The sequence below is a fragment of the Pseudomonas sp. UBA6315 genome, from assembly GCF_002438125.1.
GTDB classification, from domain to species: Bacteria; Pseudomonadota; Gammaproteobacteria; order Pseudomonadales; family Pseudomonadaceae; genus Aquipseudomonas; species Aquipseudomonas faucium.
The window spans coordinates 1-17,951 of sequence record NZ_DJTF01000213.1 but is presented as its reverse complement, the minus strand read 5'-3'; the positions used below and the strand labels follow the sequence as shown (position 1 = coordinate 17,951).

At 64.2% G+C, this 17,951-nt stretch carries 18 protein-coding genes; 11 read left to right on the top strand and 7 right to left on the bottom strand.

The window, feature by feature from the left end:
• Positions 1–38: 38 nt before the first annotated feature.
• From B3E94_RS25320 to B3E94_RS25290, 7 genes are all read left to right on the top strand, one after another.
• Positions 39–1,382 (top strand): OprD family outer membrane porin, encoded by a 1,344-nt coding sequence (locus B3E94_RS25320; protein WP_286915636.1) that lies wholly within the window; start codon positions 39–41, stop codon positions 1,380–1,382.
• 165 nt (positions 1,383–1,547) lie between these two features.
• On the top strand, positions 1,548–2,186 hold the full coding sequence (locus B3E94_RS25315; RefSeq protein WP_176511979.1) for a peroxiredoxin: 639 nt from the start codon (positions 1,548–1,550) through the stop codon (positions 2,184–2,186).
• Between the two features lie 261 nt (positions 2,187–2,447).
• Positions 2,448–3,413, top strand: a complete 966-nt coding sequence (locus B3E94_RS25310; protein ID WP_236237927.1) for a sulfonate ABC transporter substrate-binding protein — start codon at positions 2,448–2,450, stop codon at positions 3,411–3,413.
• Positions 3,414–3,473: 60 nt separating this feature from the next.
• Complete coding sequence (gene ssuD, locus B3E94_RS25305) at positions 3,474–4,622, top strand: FMNH2-dependent alkanesulfonate monooxygenase (RefSeq protein WP_176511977.1); 1,149 nt, start codon at positions 3,474–3,476, stop codon at positions 4,620–4,622.
• A gap of 10 nt (positions 4,623–4,632) precedes the next feature.
• A complete protein-coding gene (gene ssuC / locus B3E94_RS25300; RefSeq protein ID WP_176511976.1) occupies positions 4,633–5,430 on the top strand; it encodes an aliphatic sulfonate ABC transporter permease SsuC in 798 nt (265 codons plus the stop codon).
• Entirely contained in the window at positions 5,427–6,236 is an 810-nt protein-coding gene (gene ssuB / locus B3E94_RS25295) for an aliphatic sulfonates ABC transporter ATP-binding protein (protein ID WP_286915635.1), read from the top strand. Before ssuC ends, ssuB begins: the two co-directional genes overlap by 4 nt.
• 43 nt (positions 6,237–6,279) lie before the next feature.
• Positions 6,280–6,495 carry a TOBE domain-containing protein gene (locus B3E94_RS25290; RefSeq protein ID WP_008095172.1) on the top strand — a complete coding sequence of 72 codons (216 nt, stop codon included), beginning with the start codon at positions 6,280–6,282 and terminating at the stop codon, positions 6,493–6,495.
• A 147-nt stretch (positions 6,496–6,642) separates the two neighbouring features.
• Here B3E94_RS25290 and B3E94_RS25285 read toward each other — a convergent pair whose 3' ends face one another.
• The 4 genes from B3E94_RS25285 to B3E94_RS25270 all read right to left on the bottom strand — a co-directional run bounded on the left by B3E94_RS25285 (position 6,643) and on the right by B3E94_RS25270 (position 11,708).
• Positions 6,643–7,269 carry a TetR/AcrR family transcriptional regulator gene (locus B3E94_RS25285; protein ID WP_176511974.1) on the bottom strand — a complete coding sequence of 209 codons (627 nt, stop codon included), beginning with the start codon at positions 7,267–7,269 and terminating at the stop codon, positions 6,643–6,645.
• Positions 7,269–8,846, bottom strand: a complete 1,578-nt coding sequence (gshA, locus tag B3E94_RS25280; protein WP_236237926.1) for a glutamate--cysteine ligase — start codon at positions 8,844–8,846, stop codon at positions 7,269–7,271. The genes B3E94_RS25285 and gshA overlap by 1 nt, the downstream gene beginning before the upstream one ends.
• A gap of 154 nt (positions 8,847–9,000) precedes the next feature.
• Positions 9,001–9,384 (bottom strand): PaaI family thioesterase, encoded by a 384-nt coding sequence (locus B3E94_RS25275; RefSeq protein WP_286915634.1) that lies wholly within the window; start codon positions 9,382–9,384, stop codon positions 9,001–9,003.
• Positions 9,384–11,708: a Tex family protein gene (locus B3E94_RS25270; protein WP_286915633.1), complete on the bottom strand. Its 2,325-nt coding sequence runs from the start codon at positions 11,706–11,708 to the stop codon at positions 9,384–9,386. Before B3E94_RS25270 ends, B3E94_RS25275 begins: the two co-directional genes overlap by 1 nt.
• Before the next feature lie 183 nt (positions 11,709–11,891).
• Here B3E94_RS25270 and ompR point away from each other — a divergent pair, with 183 nt between their 5' ends.
• A complete protein-coding gene (gene ompR / locus B3E94_RS25265; protein WP_008099008.1) occupies positions 11,892–12,632 on the top strand; it encodes a two-component system response regulator OmpR in 741 nt (246 codons plus the stop codon).
• 13 nt (positions 12,633–12,645) lie between these two features.
• Positions 12,646–13,959, top strand: coding sequence for an ATP-binding protein (locus B3E94_RS25260; RefSeq protein ID WP_176511970.1), 1,314 nt, complete (start codon positions 12,646–12,648; stop codon positions 13,957–13,959).
• A gap of 117 nt (positions 13,960–14,076) precedes the next feature.
• Here B3E94_RS25260 and rimK read toward each other — a convergent pair whose 3' ends face one another.
• Positions 14,077–14,982 (bottom strand): 30S ribosomal protein S6--L-glutamate ligase, encoded by a 906-nt coding sequence (rimK, locus tag B3E94_RS25255; RefSeq protein ID WP_012316721.1) that lies wholly within the window; start codon positions 14,980–14,982, stop codon positions 14,077–14,079.
• Entirely contained in the window at positions 14,979–15,461 is a 483-nt protein-coding gene (locus B3E94_RS25250) for an ATP-dependent zinc protease (protein ID WP_176511969.1), read from the bottom strand. Before B3E94_RS25250 ends, rimK begins: the two co-directional genes overlap by 4 nt.
• A gap of 109 nt (positions 15,462–15,570) precedes the next feature.
• Here B3E94_RS25250 and B3E94_RS25245 point away from each other — a divergent pair, with 109 nt between their 5' ends.
• Positions 15,571–15,972: an RNA-binding S4 domain-containing protein gene (locus B3E94_RS25245; protein WP_176511968.1), complete on the top strand. Its 402-nt coding sequence runs from the start codon at positions 15,571–15,573 to the stop codon at positions 15,970–15,972.
• A gap of 90 nt (positions 15,973–16,062) precedes the next feature.
• On the opposite strand, the gene B3E94_RS25240 is transcribed toward B3E94_RS25245, so the two are convergent.
• Positions 16,063–16,857, bottom strand: coding sequence for a phosphatase PAP2 family protein (locus B3E94_RS25240; protein WP_286915631.1), 795 nt, complete (start codon positions 16,855–16,857; stop codon positions 16,063–16,065).
• A gap of 120 nt (positions 16,858–16,977) precedes the next feature.
• Between B3E94_RS25240 and hslO the strand changes: the two genes are divergently transcribed.
• Positions 16,978–17,877, top strand: coding sequence for an Hsp33 family molecular chaperone HslO (gene hslO, locus B3E94_RS25235; RefSeq protein WP_176511966.1), 900 nt, complete (start codon positions 16,978–16,980; stop codon positions 17,875–17,877).
• The last annotated feature ends 74 nt before the right edge of the window (positions 17,878–17,951 follow it).

Below are 17,951 nucleotides of genomic sequence, written 5' to 3'. Positions count from 1 at the left end.
CAGAGATACACAAGAATTAGAACGTAGAGGAGCAAAACATGTACAAGTCCAGCCTGGCCGTGGCCGTGGCACTGGGGGTCATCGCCCAAACTGCAGGCGCTGCCGGTTTCGTTGAAGACAGCAAACTGGCGCTGAGCTCGCGCACCATGTACTTCAACAACGACACCCGCGAAGGTGGCGTCAACGACAACCGTGAATCGGGTCAGGGCTTCAAGCTCGACTACATTTCCGGCTTCACCCAAGGTACCGTTGGCTTCGGCGTCGACGCTCAGGCGCTGTGGGGCATCCACCTCGACGGCGGCAAGGGCAAGCACCCTGATAACAGCAGCTTCTTCCCGAGCGCACACGACAAGTCGGCAGAAAGCCAATGGGCTCGCCTGGGCGCCAACGCCAAGGCACGCTTCTCCAAGACCGAAGCGCACTTCGGTAGCGCCCTGGCACCGAACCTGCCGATCCTGGTTTCCAACGATGGTCGTCTGCTGCCGCAGACCTTCGAGGGTGGCACCATCCAGTCGAAGGAAATCGACAACCTGACCATCAACGCCGGTCAGCTGACCCACGCCATGGGTCGCGCCTCGAGCAACCGTACCGGTCTGTCCGTGGCTGGCGCTACTGCAGAAAGCAACAAGTTCCGCTACGGCGGCCTGGACTACAAGCTCACTCCAGACCTGACCCTGCAGTACTACTACTCGAACCTGGAAGACTTCTACAAGCAGCACTTCCTGGGTGCGACTCACGTCTTCAAGATTTCTGACAACCAGTCGTTCAAGACCGACCTGCGCTACTTCGACAGCAGCAGCGACGGCAAGAACGGCAACGACAGCACCTACAACTTCAACAACAACGGCGGCTACGCCAAGCACCTTGGCGAGATCGACAACAAGACCTGGTCGGCGATGTTCACCTATACCCTGGGTGGCCACTCGTTCCTGGTCGGTCGCCAGCAAGTCGGTGACGACGGTGGCTTCGTGTGGCTGGGCCAGGGCAGCCTGGTCAATGACAACGGCAGCTCCGAAGGCGCAGGTGGCTCCAGCTTCTACCTGTTCACCGACAGCATGATCAACCAGTTCGCCCGTGCGGGTGAGAACACCAACTTCGGCCAGTACGCCTATGACTTCGCTGCCCTGGGTGTCCCAGGTCTGAAAGCATCGGTTGCCTACCTGCGTGGTGACGACATTCGCTACCGCAGCGGCCACGGTACCTACAACGAGTGGGAGCGTGACGCGCGTATCGACTACACCATCCAGGACGGCACCCTCAAAGGCCTGGGCTTCAGCCTGCGTCAAGGTGTCTACCGTGGTAGCGGTGGCTCGACCAGCGAGTTCACCAAAGACCAGGATCAGGCTCGCTTCATCGTGAACTACACTTACGCCTTCATGTAAGTCGTAGCCACACAGAAAGCCTCGCCTAGTGCGAGGCTTTTTTGTGCCTGCCATTCGGTATGCAATAAGGTTATAAATAAATCAGTATTTATTCTTTTTGTTTTTATTCGGATGCAGGCACATTGAACCCCACAAGGCCAGAACACAGCACAGGAGCCGCACCCCATGAGCCTCAAACTCGGCGACATCGCCCCTGATTTCGAACAGGATTCCAGCGAAGGCAAGATCCGTTTCCACGAATGGCTGGGCAATAGCTGGGGTGTGCTGTTCTCCCACCCGGCCGACTTCACCCCGGTGTGCACCACCGAGCTGGGCCTGACCGCCAAGCTCAAGGGCGACTTCGCCAAGCGCGGCGTCAAGGCCATCGCGCTTTCGGTCGACCCGGTCGACTCGCACCACAAGTGGATCGAGGACATCAACGAGACCCAGAACACCGTGGTCAACTTCCCGATCATCGCCGACGCCGACCGCAAGGTGTCCGACCTGTACGACCTGATTCACCCCAACGCCAGCGACACCCTGACCGTGCGCTCGCTGTTCGTCATCGACCCGAACAAGAAGGTGCGCCTGACCATCACCTATCCGGCCAGTACCGGGCGCAACTTCAACGAGATCCTGCGGGTGATCGACTCGCTGCAACTGACCGACACCCACAAGGTCGCCACGCCAGGCAACTGGCAGGACGGCGACGAGGTGGTGATCGTGCCTTCGCTCAAGGACGAGGACGAGATCAAGCAGCGCTTCCCCAAAGGTTATCGGGCGGTCAAGCCGTACCTGCGGCTGACCCCGCAACCCAATCGCTAAAGAATTCCTCGTTGCATTGCTCTTAGCCATAGCAGGGATATTCGGGCCGTTTCGACGGCCCTTTTTTATGCCTGCAACAAGCGCGAGCGATAAATGCAAAATGGAATAAACAAATGAAAAAATATGATTTCTAGATATATAAAAACATTGGTACTGTCACTTCCACAGATCCTCTGATCCCGTCCTACCGCTGTATCACCTTACTCGCCCGCCAACGAGGCAAGCAGGTGCAACCCGAACCCAATCGCACAGGAGAGCGCCATGCGCACAGTCTTCTTGCGTCGTGGTCTGGTCGCCCTGTTTGCGGCGGCTGTGTCCTTCGGCGCCATTACCCAAGCCCAGGCCGAGAGCCTGCGCATCGGTTACCAGAAATACGGCACCCTGGTGCTGCTCAAGGCCAAGGGCACGCTGGAGAAGCGCCTGGCCGAGCAGGGCGTGCAGGTGCAGTGGACCGAATTCCCAGGTGGCCCGCAGCTGCTCGAAGGCCTGAACGTCGGCTCCATCGATTTTGGCGTCACCGGCGAAACCCCACCCGTGTTCGCCCAGGCCGCCGGTGCCGACCTGCTCTATGTGGCCTACGAGCCGCCTGCGCCGCACAGCGAAGCCATCCTCGTGCCCAAGGGCTCGCCGATCCAGTCGGTGAAAGAGCTCAAGGGGAAGAAAGTCGCCCTCAACAAAGGCTCCAACGTCCATTACCTGCTGGTCCGCGCCTTGCAGGACGCCGGCCTTCAGTACAGCGATATCCAGCCGGTGTACCTGCCGCCCGCCGATGCCCGCGCCGCCTTCGAGCGTGGCAGCGTCGATGCCTGGGTGATCTGGGACCCGTACCAGGCCGCCGCCGAGCAGCAGCTGCAGGCCCGGACCCTGCGTGATGGCAAGGGCCTGGTCGACAACCACCAGTTCTACCTGGCCACCCGCAACTACGCGACCCAGCACCCGGCGGTGATCAACACCTTGATCGAAGAAGTGCGCGCCGTGGGCCAATGGTCCCAGGCCAACCCGCAGCAGGTCACCGACCAGGTTGCGCCGCTGCTCGGCCTGCCCGCCGAGATCACCCTGACCTCGGTCAAGCGCCAAGGCTACGGTGCCAGCCCGCTGACCCCCGAGGTCGTGGCTTCGCAACAGAAAATCGCCGACACCTTCACGGCGCTCAAGCTGATTCCCAAGGCGCTGAGCATCAAGGACGTGATCTGGACACCCCCGGCCAAGGTCGCCAGCGCGCCTTGATCGATCAGCCTGCGCCGGGGCGCCGCCCCGGCTTGAGCCACCCCTGAGGAGACAACTCCAATGAGCCTTAACATTTTCTGGTTCCTCCCAACCCACGGTGACGGCAAGTACCTGGGCACTTCCGACGGCGCCCGCGCGGTCGACCACGGCTACCTGCAGCAGATCGCCCAGGCCGCCGACCGCCTGGGCTTCGGCGGGGTGCTGATCCCCACCGGGCGCTCTTGCGAGGATTCCTGGCTGGTGGCCGCATCGCTGATCCCGGTGACCCAGCGCCTGAAGTTCCTGGTCGCCCTGCGCCCGGGCATCATTTCGCCGACCGTGGCTGCGCGCCAGGCGGCAACCCTGGACCGCCTGTCCAACGGCCGTGCACTGTTCAACCTGGTGACCGGCGGCGACCCGGACGAGCTGGCCGGTGACGGCCTGCACCTGAACCACCAGGAACGCTACGAAGCCTCGGTCGAGTTCACCCGCATCTGGCGCAAGGTGCTGGAAGGCGAGAACGTCGACTACGACGGCAAGCACATCCAAGTGAAGGGCGCCAAGCTGCTCTACCCACCGATCCAACAGCCGCGCCCGCCGCTGTACTTCGGTGGCTCGTCCGAAGCCGCCCAGGACCTGGCTGCCGAGCAGGTCGAGCTGTACCTGACCTGGGGCGAGCCGCCTGCTGCCGTTGCCGAAAAAATCGCCCAGGTGCGTGAGAAAGCCGCTGCCCAGGGCCGTGAAGTGCGCTTTGGCATCCGCCTGCACGTGATCGTGCGGGAAACCAACGAAGAAGCCTGGGCCGCAGCCGACCGCCTGATCTCGCACCTGGACGACGACACCATCGCCCGCGCCCAGGCCTCGCTTGCGCGCTTCGACTCGGTGGGCCAGCAGCGCATGGCTGCCCTGCACGGTGGCAACCGCGACAACCTGGAAGTCAGCCCCAACCTGTGGGCCGGTGTCGGCCTGGTACGCGGCGGCGCCGGTACTGCACTGGTCGGCGATGGCCCGACCGTGGCGGCGCGGGTCAAGGAATATGCCGAGCTGGGCATCGATACCTTCATCTTCTCCGGCTACCCGCACCTGGAAGAGTCCTACCGCGTTGCCGAGCTGTTGTTCCCGCACCTCGACGTGCAACGCCCGGAGCAGCCGAAAAGCGGCGGCTACGTGAGCCCGTTCGGCGAGATGGTGGCCAACGACATCCTGCCCAAGTCCGTGTCGCAGAGCTGAGGACCGGGCCATGAGTCGTGCAACGTCCTCCACCCTGACCCAGCGCCTGGCGCCGTGGGCACTGCCGCTGGCACTGCTGGCGGTGTGGCAGCTGGCGGTCAGCGCAGGCTGGCTGTCGACGCGCATCCTGCCAGCGCCCAGCGCGGTGGTCAGCGCCGGTGTCGAGCTGGTACGCAGCGGTGAAATCTGGACCCACCTGGCCATCAGCGGCTGGCGTGCCGGCCTGGGCTTTCTGATCGGTGGCAGCATCGGCCTGGTGCTGGGCTTCATCACCGGCCTGTCGAACTGGGGCGAACGCCTGCTCGACAGCTCGGTGCAGATGATCCGCAACGTGCCGCACCTGGCGCTGATCCCGCTGGTGATCCTGTGGTTCGGTATCGACGAGTCGGCGAAGATCTTCCTGGTCGCGCTGGGCACGCTGTTCCCGATCTACCTGAACACCTACCACGGCATCCGCAACGTCGACCCGGCGCTGGTGGAGATGGCGCGCAGCTATGGCCTGTCGGGCTTCGGCCTGTTCCGCCAGGTGATCCTGCCGGGCGCGCTGCCGTCGATCCTGGTCGGGGTGCGCTTCGCCCTGGGCTTCATGTGGCTGACCCTGATCGTGGCCGAGACCATTTCGGCCAACTCCGGCATCGGCTACCTGGCGATGAACGCCCGAGAATTCCTGCAGACCGACGTGGTGGTGCTGGCGATCGTCCTCTACGCCGTGCTCGGTAAGCTCGCCGACCTCGCCGCTCGCGGCCTGGAGCGTGTGTGGCTGCGCTGGCACCCGGCCTACCAAGTGGCCAAGAAGGAGGGCGCATGACCGTGCTCAAGGAACAACCGCCACGCTTGCTGCGGGGCATCCCGCTGGCCGCCAACGGCCTGCGCAAGACCTTCGGCCAGCGTGAAGTGCTGCGTGGCATCGACCTGCACATCCCGGCCGGCCAGTTCGTTGCCATCGTCGGGCGCAGCGGCTGCGGCAAGAGCACCTTGCTGCGCCTCTTGGCCGGGCTCGACCAGCCCAGCGCCGGCGAACTGCTGGCAGGCCCGGCACCGCTGGCCGATGCCCGCGAGGACACCCGGCTGATGTTCCAGGATGCACGCCTGCTGCCCTGGAAGAAGGTGATCGACAACGTCGGCCTGGGCCTGCGTGGCCACTGGCGGCAACGCGCGCTGGATGCCCTGGAGGCGGTCGGCCTGGCTGACCGTGCCAATGAATGGCCAGCGGCGTTGTCCGGTGGCCAGAAACAGCGCGTGGCCCTGGCCCGCGCACTGATCCACCAGCCGCGCCTGCTGCTGGACGAGCCACTGGGCGCGCTGGATGCGCTGACCCGTATCGAGATGCAGCAACTGATCGAACGCCTGTGGCGTCAGCACGGCTTCACCGTGCTGCTGGTGACCCACGACGTCAATGAAGCCGTCGCGGTGGCCGACCGGGTGATCCTGATCGAGGACGGCGAAGTCGGCCTGGACCTCACTGTCGAGCTGGCAAGGCCCAGGGCGCGTGGTTCGCACCGCCTGGCCGCGCTGGAAAGCGAAGTGCTCAACCGCGTTCTGTCGGCCCCGGGCACACCGCCCGAGCCGGACCCTGTAGCCCCTTTGCCCACGCAACTGCGTTGGGCGCACTGACGACTCACTTACCAGACTGAAGCCAAAGAGAAGGAATCAAGCCATGACTATCAAAGCGATCAACGTCCGTAACCAGTTCAAAGGCACCGTGAAAGAAATCCTCGAAGGCCCGGTGCTGTCGGAAATCGACGTGCAGACGGCCTCGGGCATCGTGACGTCGGTGATTACCACGCGTTCGGTGAAAGAGCTGGAGCTGCAGGTGGGCAGTGAAGTGATTGCCTTCGTGAAATCGACTGAAGTTTCTATCGCCAAGCTGTGATTCTGGCGTTGAAGGGGGCTGCTCTGCAGCCCTTCGCGGGGCAAGCCCGCTCCCACAGGTACCGCGCAAGGTTTCAAGCCAGCGGGGTATCTGTGGGAGCGGGCTTGCCCCGCGAAGGGACGCAAAGCGGCCCCAACGATTTCTGGCCTAGCGCTTGGCCAGAAACGGCGGCAGATACAACCCCAGGTACGCCTCGAACACCCGCTTGCCTTCCTCGGCCATGCGCGGGGTGATCTGCTCATGCAGCTGCACCGAGCGCGCATACACGCGGTCGCTCAGCTCCATGGCCAAGGCAAACACATCCACATCGCCAGGCATCACCGGCAGCTTGAAATGCTGGTCGAACAGCTTGTGCATCAAGTCGCCCAGTTCCATGTCGTGCTGCCGGTCGGCCTGCACCACCTCGCTCAGCCCGTGCTGCGCCAGAATCAGCTGCCGCGCCGCAGCGTCCTCGTTGTAGATGGCCAGCATGCGCTGCTCGATCAGGCGGGATAGCTCATGCCAGGTATCGAATGCACTGCTGTCGATCGGCGCGCGCAGCGCTTCGCGAAAGGCCCGGTGCACATCGGCGGTCAGCGCTTCGAGCAAGGCCGGCACGCTGGCGAAGAAGTGGTACACCGACGAAGGCGGAATCTGCGCCCGCTCGGCCACGCTGTAGATCGACAACGCCGCCACCCCTTGCCCGGCCAGCAGCTCGCGCGCGGCCGCCAGGATAGCTTCGATCCTGGCCTGGCTGCTGGCGCGTGGCTTGCGTGGGGTGGGGCTGCGGGTCATCAGTTGCTGATCGCCAGGATGCTGGCCTGGTACGCACCGACGAACAGGTCGAAGTCGCCGACCTCCTGTTGCTCCAGGCGCGACTGCTCGGCCAGCGAGTCGCGGGCCAGGGTCTCGTAGGCCTGCTGGCGCTCGGCGGGCAGCGGCTGCTCGCGGAAGGTTTCGGCATGGATGCGGCTTTGGCGCAGGGAGAACTGCACGAAGTTTTCGTCATGCTCGGTCATGCGCGCCAGGACCTGCGCCGACGGCGTCAGCGAGGCGTCGTCGACCTTGGCCTGCTGCTCTTCCAACGCCTTGGCGTGTTCATCACCGCCGTGGGCGCGGTCGAGCAGGTCGGCCAGCTGGCCGATGCGCCCGATCAGCTCGGTGGCCCAGGCCTTGAGCGTGATCGGCTGGCCATCGCGGTGAAGCTCCAGGCCTGGGCGACGGCCTTCCTTGACCACGGTGAGGAAGTTGCTGGTGCACTGGCTGCATTCGCCGTTGTCCAGCTGCGGGCTTTCTTCCAGTGCGCAGAACAGCAGGAACGCATCGAGGAAGCGGGCCTCGGTCAGGTCGATGCCCACCGGCAGGAACGGGTTGATGTCCAGGCAGCGCACTTCCACATACTGCACGCCGCGCGAGGTCAGGGCCTGGATCGGCCGCTCGCCGGTGTAGGTGACACGCTTGGGGCGGATGTTCGAGTAGTACTCGTTCTCGATCTGCAGGATGTTGGTGTTCAGTTGCACCCATTCGCCATCCACATGGGTGCCGATCTCGACATAGGGCGGGTAGGGCGTGCCGACGGCCTTGCGCAGGCTGTCGGTATAGCTGTCGAGGTTGTTGTAGCAAGGCGTGAGGCCCGCCTGGGCGTTGCTCTGGTAACCCAGGTCGCTCATGCGCAGGCTGGTGGCGTAGGGCAGGAACAGGGTTTCGCCATCGAGCTCTTCGAGCTGGTGCGGGCGGCCACGCAGGAAGCCTTTGTCCAGTGCCGGCGAGGCGCCGAACAGGTACATCAGCAACCAGCTGTAGCGGCGGAAGTTGCGGATCAGCGCAATGTAGGCCGAGGACTGGTAATCGCGGTCGCTTTCGCTGCTGCCTTCGGCGTCGCGCAGCAGGGGCCACAGCGCTTCGGGCAGCGAGAAGTTGTAGTGGATGCCGGCGATGCACTGCATGGTGCGGCCGTAACGCAGGGCCAGGCCCTTGCGGTAGACGTGCTTGAGCTTGCCGATATTGGAGGTGCCGTACTCGGCGATCGGGATGTCCTCCTCGGCCGGCAGCGTGCACGGCATCGACGGGCTCCACAGGTATTCGTCGGCGAGCTTGCTGTAGACGAAGCGGTGGGTCTGTTCGAGGCTCTCGAGCACCTTGGCCGGGTCTGCCAGGGCTGGGGTGATGAACTCCAGCAGCGACTCGGAATAATCGGTGGTGATCTGCTCGTTGGTCAGCGCCGAACCCAGCGCTTCGGGGTGTGGGGTCTGGGCCAGGCGACCTTCATCGGTCACACGCAGGCATTCGCGCTCAATACCGTGCAGGCACTGCTCGAGCAGGGGGAGATTGGCGCCGAGCAGGCTCAGGCGGCGGTTGAGGAGGTCGCTCAAGATGGATTCCTTCACGCGTCAGTCGCCCCAATATGGGGGTAGAGATAACGGTCTACAAGGGTAGGAACAAAGGAACTGGCGTTGTCGCCTGGTTTACGCGGTTCCGGCAGTGCCAGCGCACTGCCGGAAAATACCGCAGATACCCCTTGGTGAGCTAGAGAACCGCGAAGGTTCCTTGCGCTTTTGCCACCAGTTTGTCGCCTTGGACTACGTCGGCGTCGACCACCAGGGTGCGGCGCCCGGCGTGCAGCACGCGGGCGGTGCACAGCACTTCACCGTCGCTGACGGCGCGCAGGTAGTTGATCTTGCACTCGATGGTCACGCTCTGCTGGTCGAAGCCATGGCTGGGCGAGCAGGCCAGGCCCATGGCGATGTCCACCAGGCTGAAGATCGCCCCGCCGTGCAGCTTCTGGCCGCGGTTGCGCAAGTGCGGCTCGAGCGCCAGGGCCACCTCGGCAACGCCTGTGTCCAGGCGTTGCACGCGGCAGCCAAGCAGCTGGCTGTAGGCGCTTTCGACCAGTTCCTTGGGGATTTCCATCATTTCTTCTTCAGTTGCTTGGCGTTGGCGAACAGCGCCGCCATGGCATTGTTGGCCGGGGCTGCGGTGGCCGTTTCACGCTGGCGCGGGGCCTGCTGCGGGCGGTTGCCGCCATTGCCACGGTTGCCGCCGCGGTTGCCTTCGACCTTCTCGCCCGGCGTGTCGCTCATGCGCATGGACAGGCCGACGCGCTTGCGCGGGATGTCCACTTCCATGACCTTGACCTTGACCACGTCGCCGGCCTTGACCGCTTCGCGCGGGTCCTTGACGAACTTCTCCGACAGCGCCGAGATGTGCACCAGGCCGTCCTGGTGCACGCCGATGTCGACGAAGGCACCGAAGTTGGTGACGTTGGTGACCACGCCTTCGAGGATCATGCCCGGCTCCAGGTCCTTGAGGTCCTCGACGCCGTCCTGGAAGGTGGCGGTCTTGAACTCGGGGCGTGGGTCGCGGCCGGGTTTGTCCAGTTCCTGGAGGATGTCGGTGACGGTCGGCAGGCCGAAGGTTTCGTCGGTGAAGCGCTTGGGGTCGAGGCGCTTGAGGAAGCCGCTGTCGCCGATCAGCGAGCGGATGTCGCGGTCGGTATCGGCAGCGATGCGCTTGACCAGCGGGTAGGCCTCAGGGTGCACGGCCGAGGCATCGAGCGGGTTGTCGCCGTTCATGACGCGCAGGAAGCCTGCGGCCTGCTCGTAGGTTTTTTCGCCCAGGCGGCTGACTTTCTTGAGCGCGGCGCGGGTGGCGAACGGGCCATTGGCATCGCGGTGGGCGACGATGTTCTGCGCCAGGGACGCATTGAGGCCGGAGATGCGGGTCAGCAGCGCCACCGAGGCGGTGTTGACGTCCACGCCCACGGCGTTCACGCAGTCCTCGACCACGGCGTCCAGGCCGCGGGCCAGCTTCAGCTGGGACAGGTCGTGCTGGTACTGGCCGACACCGATGGATTTCGGGTCGATCTTCACCAGTTCGGCGAGCGGGTCCTGCAGGCGACGGGCGATCGACACCGCGCCGCGGATCGACACGTCCAGGTCCGGGAATTCGCGGGCGGCCAGCTCCGAGGCCGAATACACCGAGGCGCCGGCTTCCGAGACCATGACCTTGGTGATCTTCAGGGCCGGGTATTTTTTCACCAGCTCGCCCACCAGCTTGTCGCTTTCACGGCTGGCGGTGCCGTTGCCGATGGCGATCAGCTCCACCGAGTGCTTGGCGCACAGGGCAGCGAGGATGGAGAGGGTGCGGTCCCAGTCGTTCTTCGGCGCATGCGGGTAGACCGTGGTGTGGTCCAGCAGCTTGCCGGTGGCATCGACCACGGCGACCTTGCAGCCGGTACGCAGGCCCGGGTCGAAGCCCAGGGTGGCGCGCGGGCCGGCCGGGGCGGCCAGCAGCAGGTCGTGCAGGTTGTGGGCGAAGACGTTGATCGCCTCGCCTTCGGCGTTGTCGCGCAGCTCGCCGAACAGGTCGGTTTCCAGGTGGGTGTAGAGCTTGACCTTCCAGGTCCAGCGCACCACTTCGCCCAGCCATTTGTCGGCCGGGCGGTTGTGGTTTGCCAGGCCGAAGTGGCTGGCGATCATCACCTCGCACGGGTGCAGGGTGCCTGGCAGCTCCTCGCCGACCTTCAGCGATGCGCTCAGCACGCCTTCGTTGCGCCCGCGGAAAATCGCCAGGGCGCGGTGCGACGGGGCGTTGCGCAGCAGTTCGTCATGGGCGAAGTAGTCGCGGAACTTGGCGCCTTCCTCTTCCTTGCCGGCCACCACGCGGGCGCTGAGCACGGCTTCGTGCTTGAGGAAGTTGCGCAGCTTGTCGAGCAGCGCGGCGTCTTCGGCGAAGCGCTCCATGAGGATGTACTTGGCGCCTTCCAGCGCGGCCTTCACGTCGGCCACGCCCTTGTCGGCGTCGACGAAGCGCGCGGCTTCGCTTTCCGGGGCCAGCTGCGGGTCGTTGAACAGGCCGTCGGCCAGCTCGCCGAGGCCGGCTTCCAGGGCGATCTGGCCCTTGGTGCGGCGCTTTTGCTTGTACGGCAGGTAAAGGTCTTCGAGGCGGGTCTTGGTGTCGGCCAGCTTGATCTCGCGGGCCAGCTCCGGGGTCAGCTTGCCCTGCTCCTCGATGCTGGACAGGATGCTGGCGCGGCGCTCGTCGAGTTCGCGCAGGTAGCGCAGGCGCTCTTCCAGGTGGCGCAGCTGGGTGTCGTCCAGGCTGCCGGTCACTTCCTTGCGGTAGCGGGCGATGAAGGGCACGGTCGAGCCTTCGTCCAACAAGCCCACGGCCGCTTCGACCTGCTGCGGGCGAACGCCCAGTTCCTCGGCGATACGGCTGTTGATGCTGTCCATGTAAACCACCTGGCAAGGATTGAAAGCCGCGCATTATACCCATCGAAAAGGCCTTGCGGTGATGGCGCCCGGCCAGTGTCGATGGCCAGGAAGTGGCGCCAGGGGAAAAATCTGCTAACAATGCTCACGGCACGCAGGGTAATGGCTACGCCATAATGCGCGGCGATATCAGAGGAGTTATTCATGACTGGCACCCCCAACACCGCTGAAGGTGACAAGATTCTCATCGTCGACGACGATCCCGGGCTCAGCAGCCTGCTGGAACGTTTCTTCACCAGCAAGGGCTATCGCGCCCGCGCGGTGCCCAACACCGAACAGATGGACCGCCTGCTGCAGCGCGAGGTGTTCAACCTGGTGGTGCTCGACCTGATGCTCCCGGGTGAAGACGGCCTGTCCGCGTGCAAGCGCCTGCGCCAGTCGAACAACCAGATCCCGATCATCATGCTCACCGCCAAGGGCGACGAGCTCAGCCGCATCAAGGGGCTGGAGCTGGGCGCCGACGATTACCTGGGCAAGCCGTTCAACCCGGACGAGCTGATGGCCCGGGTCAAGGCCGTGCTGCGTCGCCAGGCCCCGAGCGTGCCGGGCGCCCCGGGCAGCGAGGACGAGTCGGTCACCTTCGGCGACTACGAGCTGTCGCTGGCCACCCGCGAGCTCAAGCGCGGTGACGAAGTGCACATGCTCACCACCGGCGAATTCGCCGTGCTCAAGGCGCTGGTCATGCATGCCCGCGAGCCGCTGACCCGCGACAAGCTGATGAACCTGGCCCGTGGCCGCGAGTGGGACGCCCTGGAGCGCTCCATCGACGTGCAGATTTCGCGCCTGCGCCGCATGATCGAGCCAGACCCGTCCAAGCCACGCTATATCCAGACGGTCTGGGGCGTGGGCTACGTGTTCGTTCCAGACGGAAACGCTGGTAAATGATGCTGCGCCGTCAATGAAAACACCGCTTTGGTTCCCGCAGAGTTTCTTTGCTCGCACCCTGTGGCTGGTACTGATCGTCGTCCTGTTCTCCAAGGCGTTGACCCTGGTCTACCTGCTGATGAACGAGGACGTGCTGGTCGATCGCCAGTACAGCCACGGCGTGGCGCTGACCTTGCGCGCCTACTGGGCCGCCGATGAAGAAAACCGCGACAAGATCGCCGAGGCGGCCGGCCTTATTCGGGTAACCGGCTCGGGTGTGCCCGAAGGTGAGCAGCACTGGCCGTACAGCGAAATCTACCAGCGCCAGATGCAGGCCGAACTGGGTGAAGACACCGAAGTGCGCCTGCGCATCCACGCGCCGCCGGCGCTGTGGGTCAATGCCCCGAGCCTGGGCCCGGGCTGGCTGAAAGTACCGCTGTATCCTCATCCGCTGCGCGGGCAGAAGATCTGGAACGTGCTGGGCTGGTTCCTGGCCATCGGCCTGTTGTCCACCGCCTCGGCATGGATCTTCGTGCGTCAGCTCAACCAGCCGCTCAAGCGCCTGGTGTTCGCCGCTCGCCAGCTTGGCCAGGGGCGCAGCGTGCGCCTGCCGATCAGCGATACGCCCAGCGAGATGACCGAGGTGTACCGGGCGTTCAACCAGATGGCCGAAGATGTCGAGCAGGCCGGGCGCGAGCGCGAGCTGATGCTGGCGGGGGTTTCCCACGATTTGCGCACGCCGCTGACACGCTTGCGCCTGTCGTTGTCGTTGCTGGACAGCGACAACGAGCTGAGCGATGACATGGTGCGCGACATCGAGGACATGGACGCCATCCTCGACCAGTTCCTGGCGTTCATCCGCGATGGCCGTGACGAACCGGTGGAAGAAGTCGACCTTGCCGACCTGGTGCGTGAAGTGGTGGCGCCCTACAACCAGCCCCACGAGCGCGTGCGCTTGTGCCTGGAGCCGATCCCGCCATTCCCGCTGCGCCGGGTGTCGCTCAAGCGCATGCTGGGCAACCTGATCGGCAACGCCTTGCACCATGCGGGCAAGGGCGTGGAGGTGGCTGCCTATGTGTCGGGTGACGAGAGTGCGCCGTATGTGGTGCTGAGCGTGCTTGACCGGGGCGCCGGGATCGACGAGTCGGAGCTGGAGACCATCTTCAACCCGTTCATTCGCGGGGACCGTGCCCGGGGTGGCAAAGGCACCGGGCTGGGCTTGGCGATCGTCAAGCGGATCGCGGCGCAGCATGGCGGCAATGTCGAGTTGCGCAACCGCTCCGGCGGCGGGATCGAGGCGCGGGTGAGGTTGCCGTTGGGGCTGTTGCTGCCGCGCAATGCTGTGTGATTCTCGCTGGCCCTATCGCCGGCAAGCCGGCTCCCACAGGTACACCACAATTCTCTGAATCTGTGGCGAACCTGTGGGAGCCGGCTTGCCGGCGATTAGGGCCGGTACAGGCTTGAATCAACCTTTGCCCTTGGTCCGGGTCTGGTTCGGCCCACCATTCTTCTCCAGATGCTCGATGATCATGCCGGCAACGTTCTTGCCGGTGGTCACTTCGATGCCTTCGAGCCCCGGCGAAGAGTTCACCTCCATCACCAGCGGCCCATGGTTGGAGCGCAGGATATCCACACCCGCCACGCTCAAGCCCATCACCTTGGCCGCACGAATGGCCGTAATCCGCTCTTCAGGCGTGATCTTGATCAGGCTGGCAACGCCACCACGATGCAGGTTGGAGCGGAATTCGCCTGGCTTGGCCTGGCGCTTCATCGAGGCAATCACCTTGTCGCCCACCACGAAGCAGCGAATGTCGGCGCCGCCGGCCTCCTTGATGTACTCCTGAACCATGATGTTCTGCTTCAGGCCCATGAACGCCTCGATCACCGATTCTGCCGCCTGGGTGGTCTCGCACAGCACCACACCGATGCCTTGGGTGCCTTCGAGCACCTTGATCACCAGGGGCGCGCCATTGACCATCTGGATCAGGTCGGGGATGTCGTCCGGCGAGTGAGCGAAACCGGTAATCGGCAGGCCGATGCCGCGGCGCGATAGCAGCTGCAGCGAGCGCAGCTTGTCACGGGAGCGGGCGATGGCCACCGACTCGTTGAGCGGGTACACACCCATCATCTCGAACTGGCGCAAGACCGCGCAGCCGTAGAAGGTCACCGAGGCGCCAATGCGCGGGATCACCGCATCGAACCCCTCCAGCGGCTTGCCGCGGTAGTGGATCTGCGGCTTGTGGCTGGCGATGTTCATGTAGGCACGCAGGGTATCGATCACTACCATTTCGTGGCCACGCTGGGTACCGGCTTCGACCAGGCGGCGGGTGGAATACAGACGCGGATTGCGCGACAGCACAGCGATCTTCATGCAGCACCTGTGACAGGGGAAAGGGTGGCCGCGAGGGCCGGTTTGTCTTGAACGTACTTCAGGCCCGGGTTGACCACCAACTGGCCGTGGATCAGCGCCTTGGAGCCGAGCAGCAGGCGGTAGCGCATGTTCTTGCGGCAGGCCAGGGTGAATTCGACCTCCCACACCCGGTCGCCCAGCGCCAGCGGCGTGCGGATGACGTAGCGGGTCTGGGCATGGCCGTTGGAGCTCTTGATGGTCTTCATGGTGACCAGCGGCGCCTCGCAGCGGCGGTGGCGCAGCTGCACCATCGAACCCAGGTGAGCGGTGAAACGCACCCAGGCCTGGCCGTCGCGTTCGAATGTCTCGACCTCGGTGGCATGCAGGCTGGAGGTACTGGCGCCGGTGTCGATCTTGGCGCGCAGGCCCGCCACGCCGAGGCCGGGCAGCGCGACCCACTCGCGCAGGCCGATCACAGTCAGATGGTCAAATGTCTTCACGAAGCACACCCTGCGAATGAGGTGGTGAACTGTAAGCACGCCGGGGACTTTTTGCATCTGATCGTTACGGTAGTACAGTTCGATGAAAGACAGAATTCGAGGAAACGCTATGGCACAAAAAGCCGAGGACGACGACAAGGTCCGCCTGGACAAATGGCTGTGGGCGGCCCGCTTCTACAAGACGCGCGCGCTGGCCAAGGCGGCGATCGAAAGTGGCAAGGTGCATTGCCGGGGCGAGCGTTGCAAGCCGGGCAAGGAGCCGCGCGTAGGCGACGAGTTCGTGCTTCGCACAGGCTTCGATGAGCGCACGGTGGTGGTCAAGGCGCTGTCGGTGGTGCGCCGGGGCGCGCCCGAGGCGCAGGCGTTGTATGAAGAAACCGAAGAGAGCCTGCGCCGGCGTGAGCAGGCGGCGGAGATGCGCAAGGCTGGCGCCATGGGCATGACCACCGATGGCCGGCCGAACAAGAAGCAGCGGCGGCAGATCCACCAGCTGCATGGCAGCTTTGATTGAGTGGGGCCGCGGGGCGGCCCAATCGCCGGCAAGCCGGCTCCCACAGGGTCTGTAGCTGGGGATAGGGCTGCTGGGCAGCCCTTTGACGATCTAGCGAACCACCGCCAGCCGCCCGATCAACGGCAACTTGGCTGCCAGGGCAAACAGCGGCGCCGTCCAGCGCATCAGCAGGGCACTGCCCTTGGCTGCCAAGGGCGTATGGCAACTCCAGCCCAAGGCCAGCAGTGCCATCAGCAAGCCCCCGATGTAGTCGTCCTGCCCCCAATGGGCACCGGCCACCAGGCGCGGCAGCATGAACAGCACGGCCAGGCCCCAGATCACCAGGTACTGCCCCAGGCGCCGGCTGAACAGGCTCATGAACAGCGCCCAGATCAGCAGCACCGAGGCGTGGTCGCCAGGGAAGCTCTTGCCGGAGCGGTCCTTCAGTTCCCAGGCCTTTTCCAGGTTCGGGTAGTAGTCGCTCAGGTGCACGACGTTGTCGAACACCATCGAAGGGCTCACATGTTGCCAGCCGGCAGCATCCACCCACTTGGAAAACAGCGCGCGAATCACCACTAATAGGATCAGCGTGACGAGGAAGCCGAAAAACGCTTCGCGCACCTGGCTGGCCTTGAACACCCAATTGCCACGGATCAGCACGGTGAGCAGGATCAGGCCGACGACGATGTCGAACGGTCGCAGGCTGCCAAGGGTCCAGATGTAACGCCACAGGGTGTTATCGGCTAACGGCGCATTGAGGCTGTGGAACAGCCATTCGTCGAAAGTCAGGCACAGTATCTGGCCAATGGGCCATAACCAGAAACACAGTAGAGCGATGGGTAGCAGGGTACAGGCTGCCAATGGGCCCCAAGACCACCTTGCTTGGAACAGTGGTCGATTGTCCATAAAATACCTCTATTGCCAACAGGATTCGGAGCGCCTTGTGAGCGCTCTGCCACGGGCTTTCGCAACGTGTCGAAAGCCCGTGTAACCATTTTGTCATCATTTTTCAGATAGCCAAAACCTATGAGCGAATTGCCGGATACCGATTTCACCCAGCGTTTCATCTTCGACGACCGCGATATCCGCGGTGAGTGGGTGGCGCTGGACGACAGCTACGCCGCCGTGTTGGCGCGTCACCAGTACCCGCAGCCAGTGGCGGCGGTGCTCGGCGAGCTGATGGCCGCCACGGCATTGCTGGTGGGCGCGATGAAGTTCGACGGCCTGCTGATTCTCCAGGCGCGTTCGGCAGGGCCGATCCCGCTGCTGATGGTCGAGTGCTCCAGCGAGCGCGAAATCCGCGGCATGGCGCGCTATGAAGCCGAGCAGATCCCGGACGGCGCGACGCTGTCGCAGCTGATGCCCGACGGCCACCTGACCCTGACCATCGACCCGATCAAGGGCCAGCGCTACCAGGGCACCGTGGAACTCGACGGCGCCAACCTGTCCGAGTGCTTCACCAACTACTTCGTTCAGTCGCAGCAGACCAACACCCGCTTCTGGCTCAATGCCGAAGGCGGCAAGGCCCGTGGCCTGCTCCTGCAGCAACTGCCGGTGGACCGCGAGCGCGACGAGGAAGACCGCGAGAACAGCTGGCAGCACGTGGTGGCCCTGGCCAGCACACTCAAGGCCCAGGAGTGGTCCGAAGACAACGAGACCCTGCTGCACCGCCTGTACCACGAAGACGCCGTGCGCCTGTTCGATATCCAGTCGCTGCGCTTCCAGTGCAGCTGCTCGCGCGAACGTTCCGGCAATGCGCTGGTCAGTCTTGGCGAGCACGACGCCAAGCAGCTGGTCGAGGAATGTGGCGGCAAGGTGGAGATCGATTGCCAGTTCTGCAACGAGCGCTATTTCTTCGATGCCAGCGATGTTGCGCAACTCTTTGCAGGTGGCGGCACCGACACGGCCTCAGAAACTCGCCACTGAAACGGTTAATCACAGGTAAATCTCTTGTCTAATTGCGCAAAAGCGCAGTTACGACAGGAGGGGCCTACTTTTTT

Excerpts from the sequence above, each read along its gene's own strand:
- B3E94_RS25320 (WP_286915636.1), top strand. The coding sequence starts at position 39 with ATGTACAAGTCCAGCCTGGCCGTGGCCGTGGCACTGGGGGTCATCGCC.
- B3E94_RS25315 (WP_176511979.1), top strand. The coding sequence starts at position 1,548 with ATGAGCCTCAAACTCGGCGACATCGCCCCTGATTTCGAACAGGATTCC.
- B3E94_RS25310 (WP_236237927.1), top strand. The coding sequence starts at position 2,448 with ATGCGCACAGTCTTCTTGCGTCGTGGTCTGGTCGCCCTGTTTGCGGCG.
- ssuD (WP_176511977.1), top strand. The coding sequence starts at position 3,474 with ATGAGCCTTAACATTTTCTGGTTCCTCCCAACCCACGGTGACGGCAAG.
- ssuC (WP_176511976.1), top strand. The coding sequence starts at position 4,633 with ATGAGTCGTGCAACGTCCTCCACCCTGACCCAGCGCCTGGCGCCGTGG.
- ssuB (WP_286915635.1), top strand. The coding sequence starts at position 5,427 with ATGACCGTGCTCAAGGAACAACCGCCACGCTTGCTGCGGGGCATCCCG.
- B3E94_RS25290 (WP_008095172.1), top strand. The coding sequence starts at position 6,280 with ATGACTATCAAAGCGATCAACGTCCGTAACCAGTTCAAAGGCACCGTG.
- B3E94_RS25285 (WP_176511974.1), bottom strand. The coding sequence starts at position 7,269 with ATGACCCGCAGCCCCACCCCACGCAAGCCACGCGCCAGCAGCCAGGCC.
- B3E94_RS25275 (WP_286915634.1), bottom strand. The coding sequence starts at position 9,384 with ATGGAAATCCCCAAGGAACTGGTCGAAAGCGCCTACAGCCAGCTGCTT.
- B3E94_RS25270 (WP_286915633.1), bottom strand. The coding sequence starts at position 11,708 with ATGGACAGCATCAACAGCCGTATCGCCGAGGAACTGGGCGTTCGCCCG.
- ompR (WP_008099008.1), top strand. The coding sequence starts at position 11,892 with ATGACTGGCACCCCCAACACCGCTGAAGGTGACAAGATTCTCATCGTC.
- B3E94_RS25260 (WP_176511970.1), top strand. The coding sequence starts at position 12,646 with ATGAAAACACCGCTTTGGTTCCCGCAGAGTTTCTTTGCTCGCACCCTG.
- rimK (WP_012316721.1), bottom strand. The coding sequence starts at position 14,982 with ATGAAGATCGCTGTGCTGTCGCGCAATCCGCGTCTGTATTCCACCCGC.
- B3E94_RS25245 (WP_176511968.1), top strand. The coding sequence starts at position 15,571 with ATGGCACAAAAAGCCGAGGACGACGACAAGGTCCGCCTGGACAAATGG.
- B3E94_RS25240 (WP_286915631.1), bottom strand. The coding sequence starts at position 16,857 with ATGGACAATCGACCACTGTTCCAAGCAAGGTGGTCTTGGGGCCCATTG.
- hslO (WP_176511966.1), top strand. The coding sequence starts at position 16,978 with ATGAGCGAATTGCCGGATACCGATTTCACCCAGCGTTTCATCTTCGAC.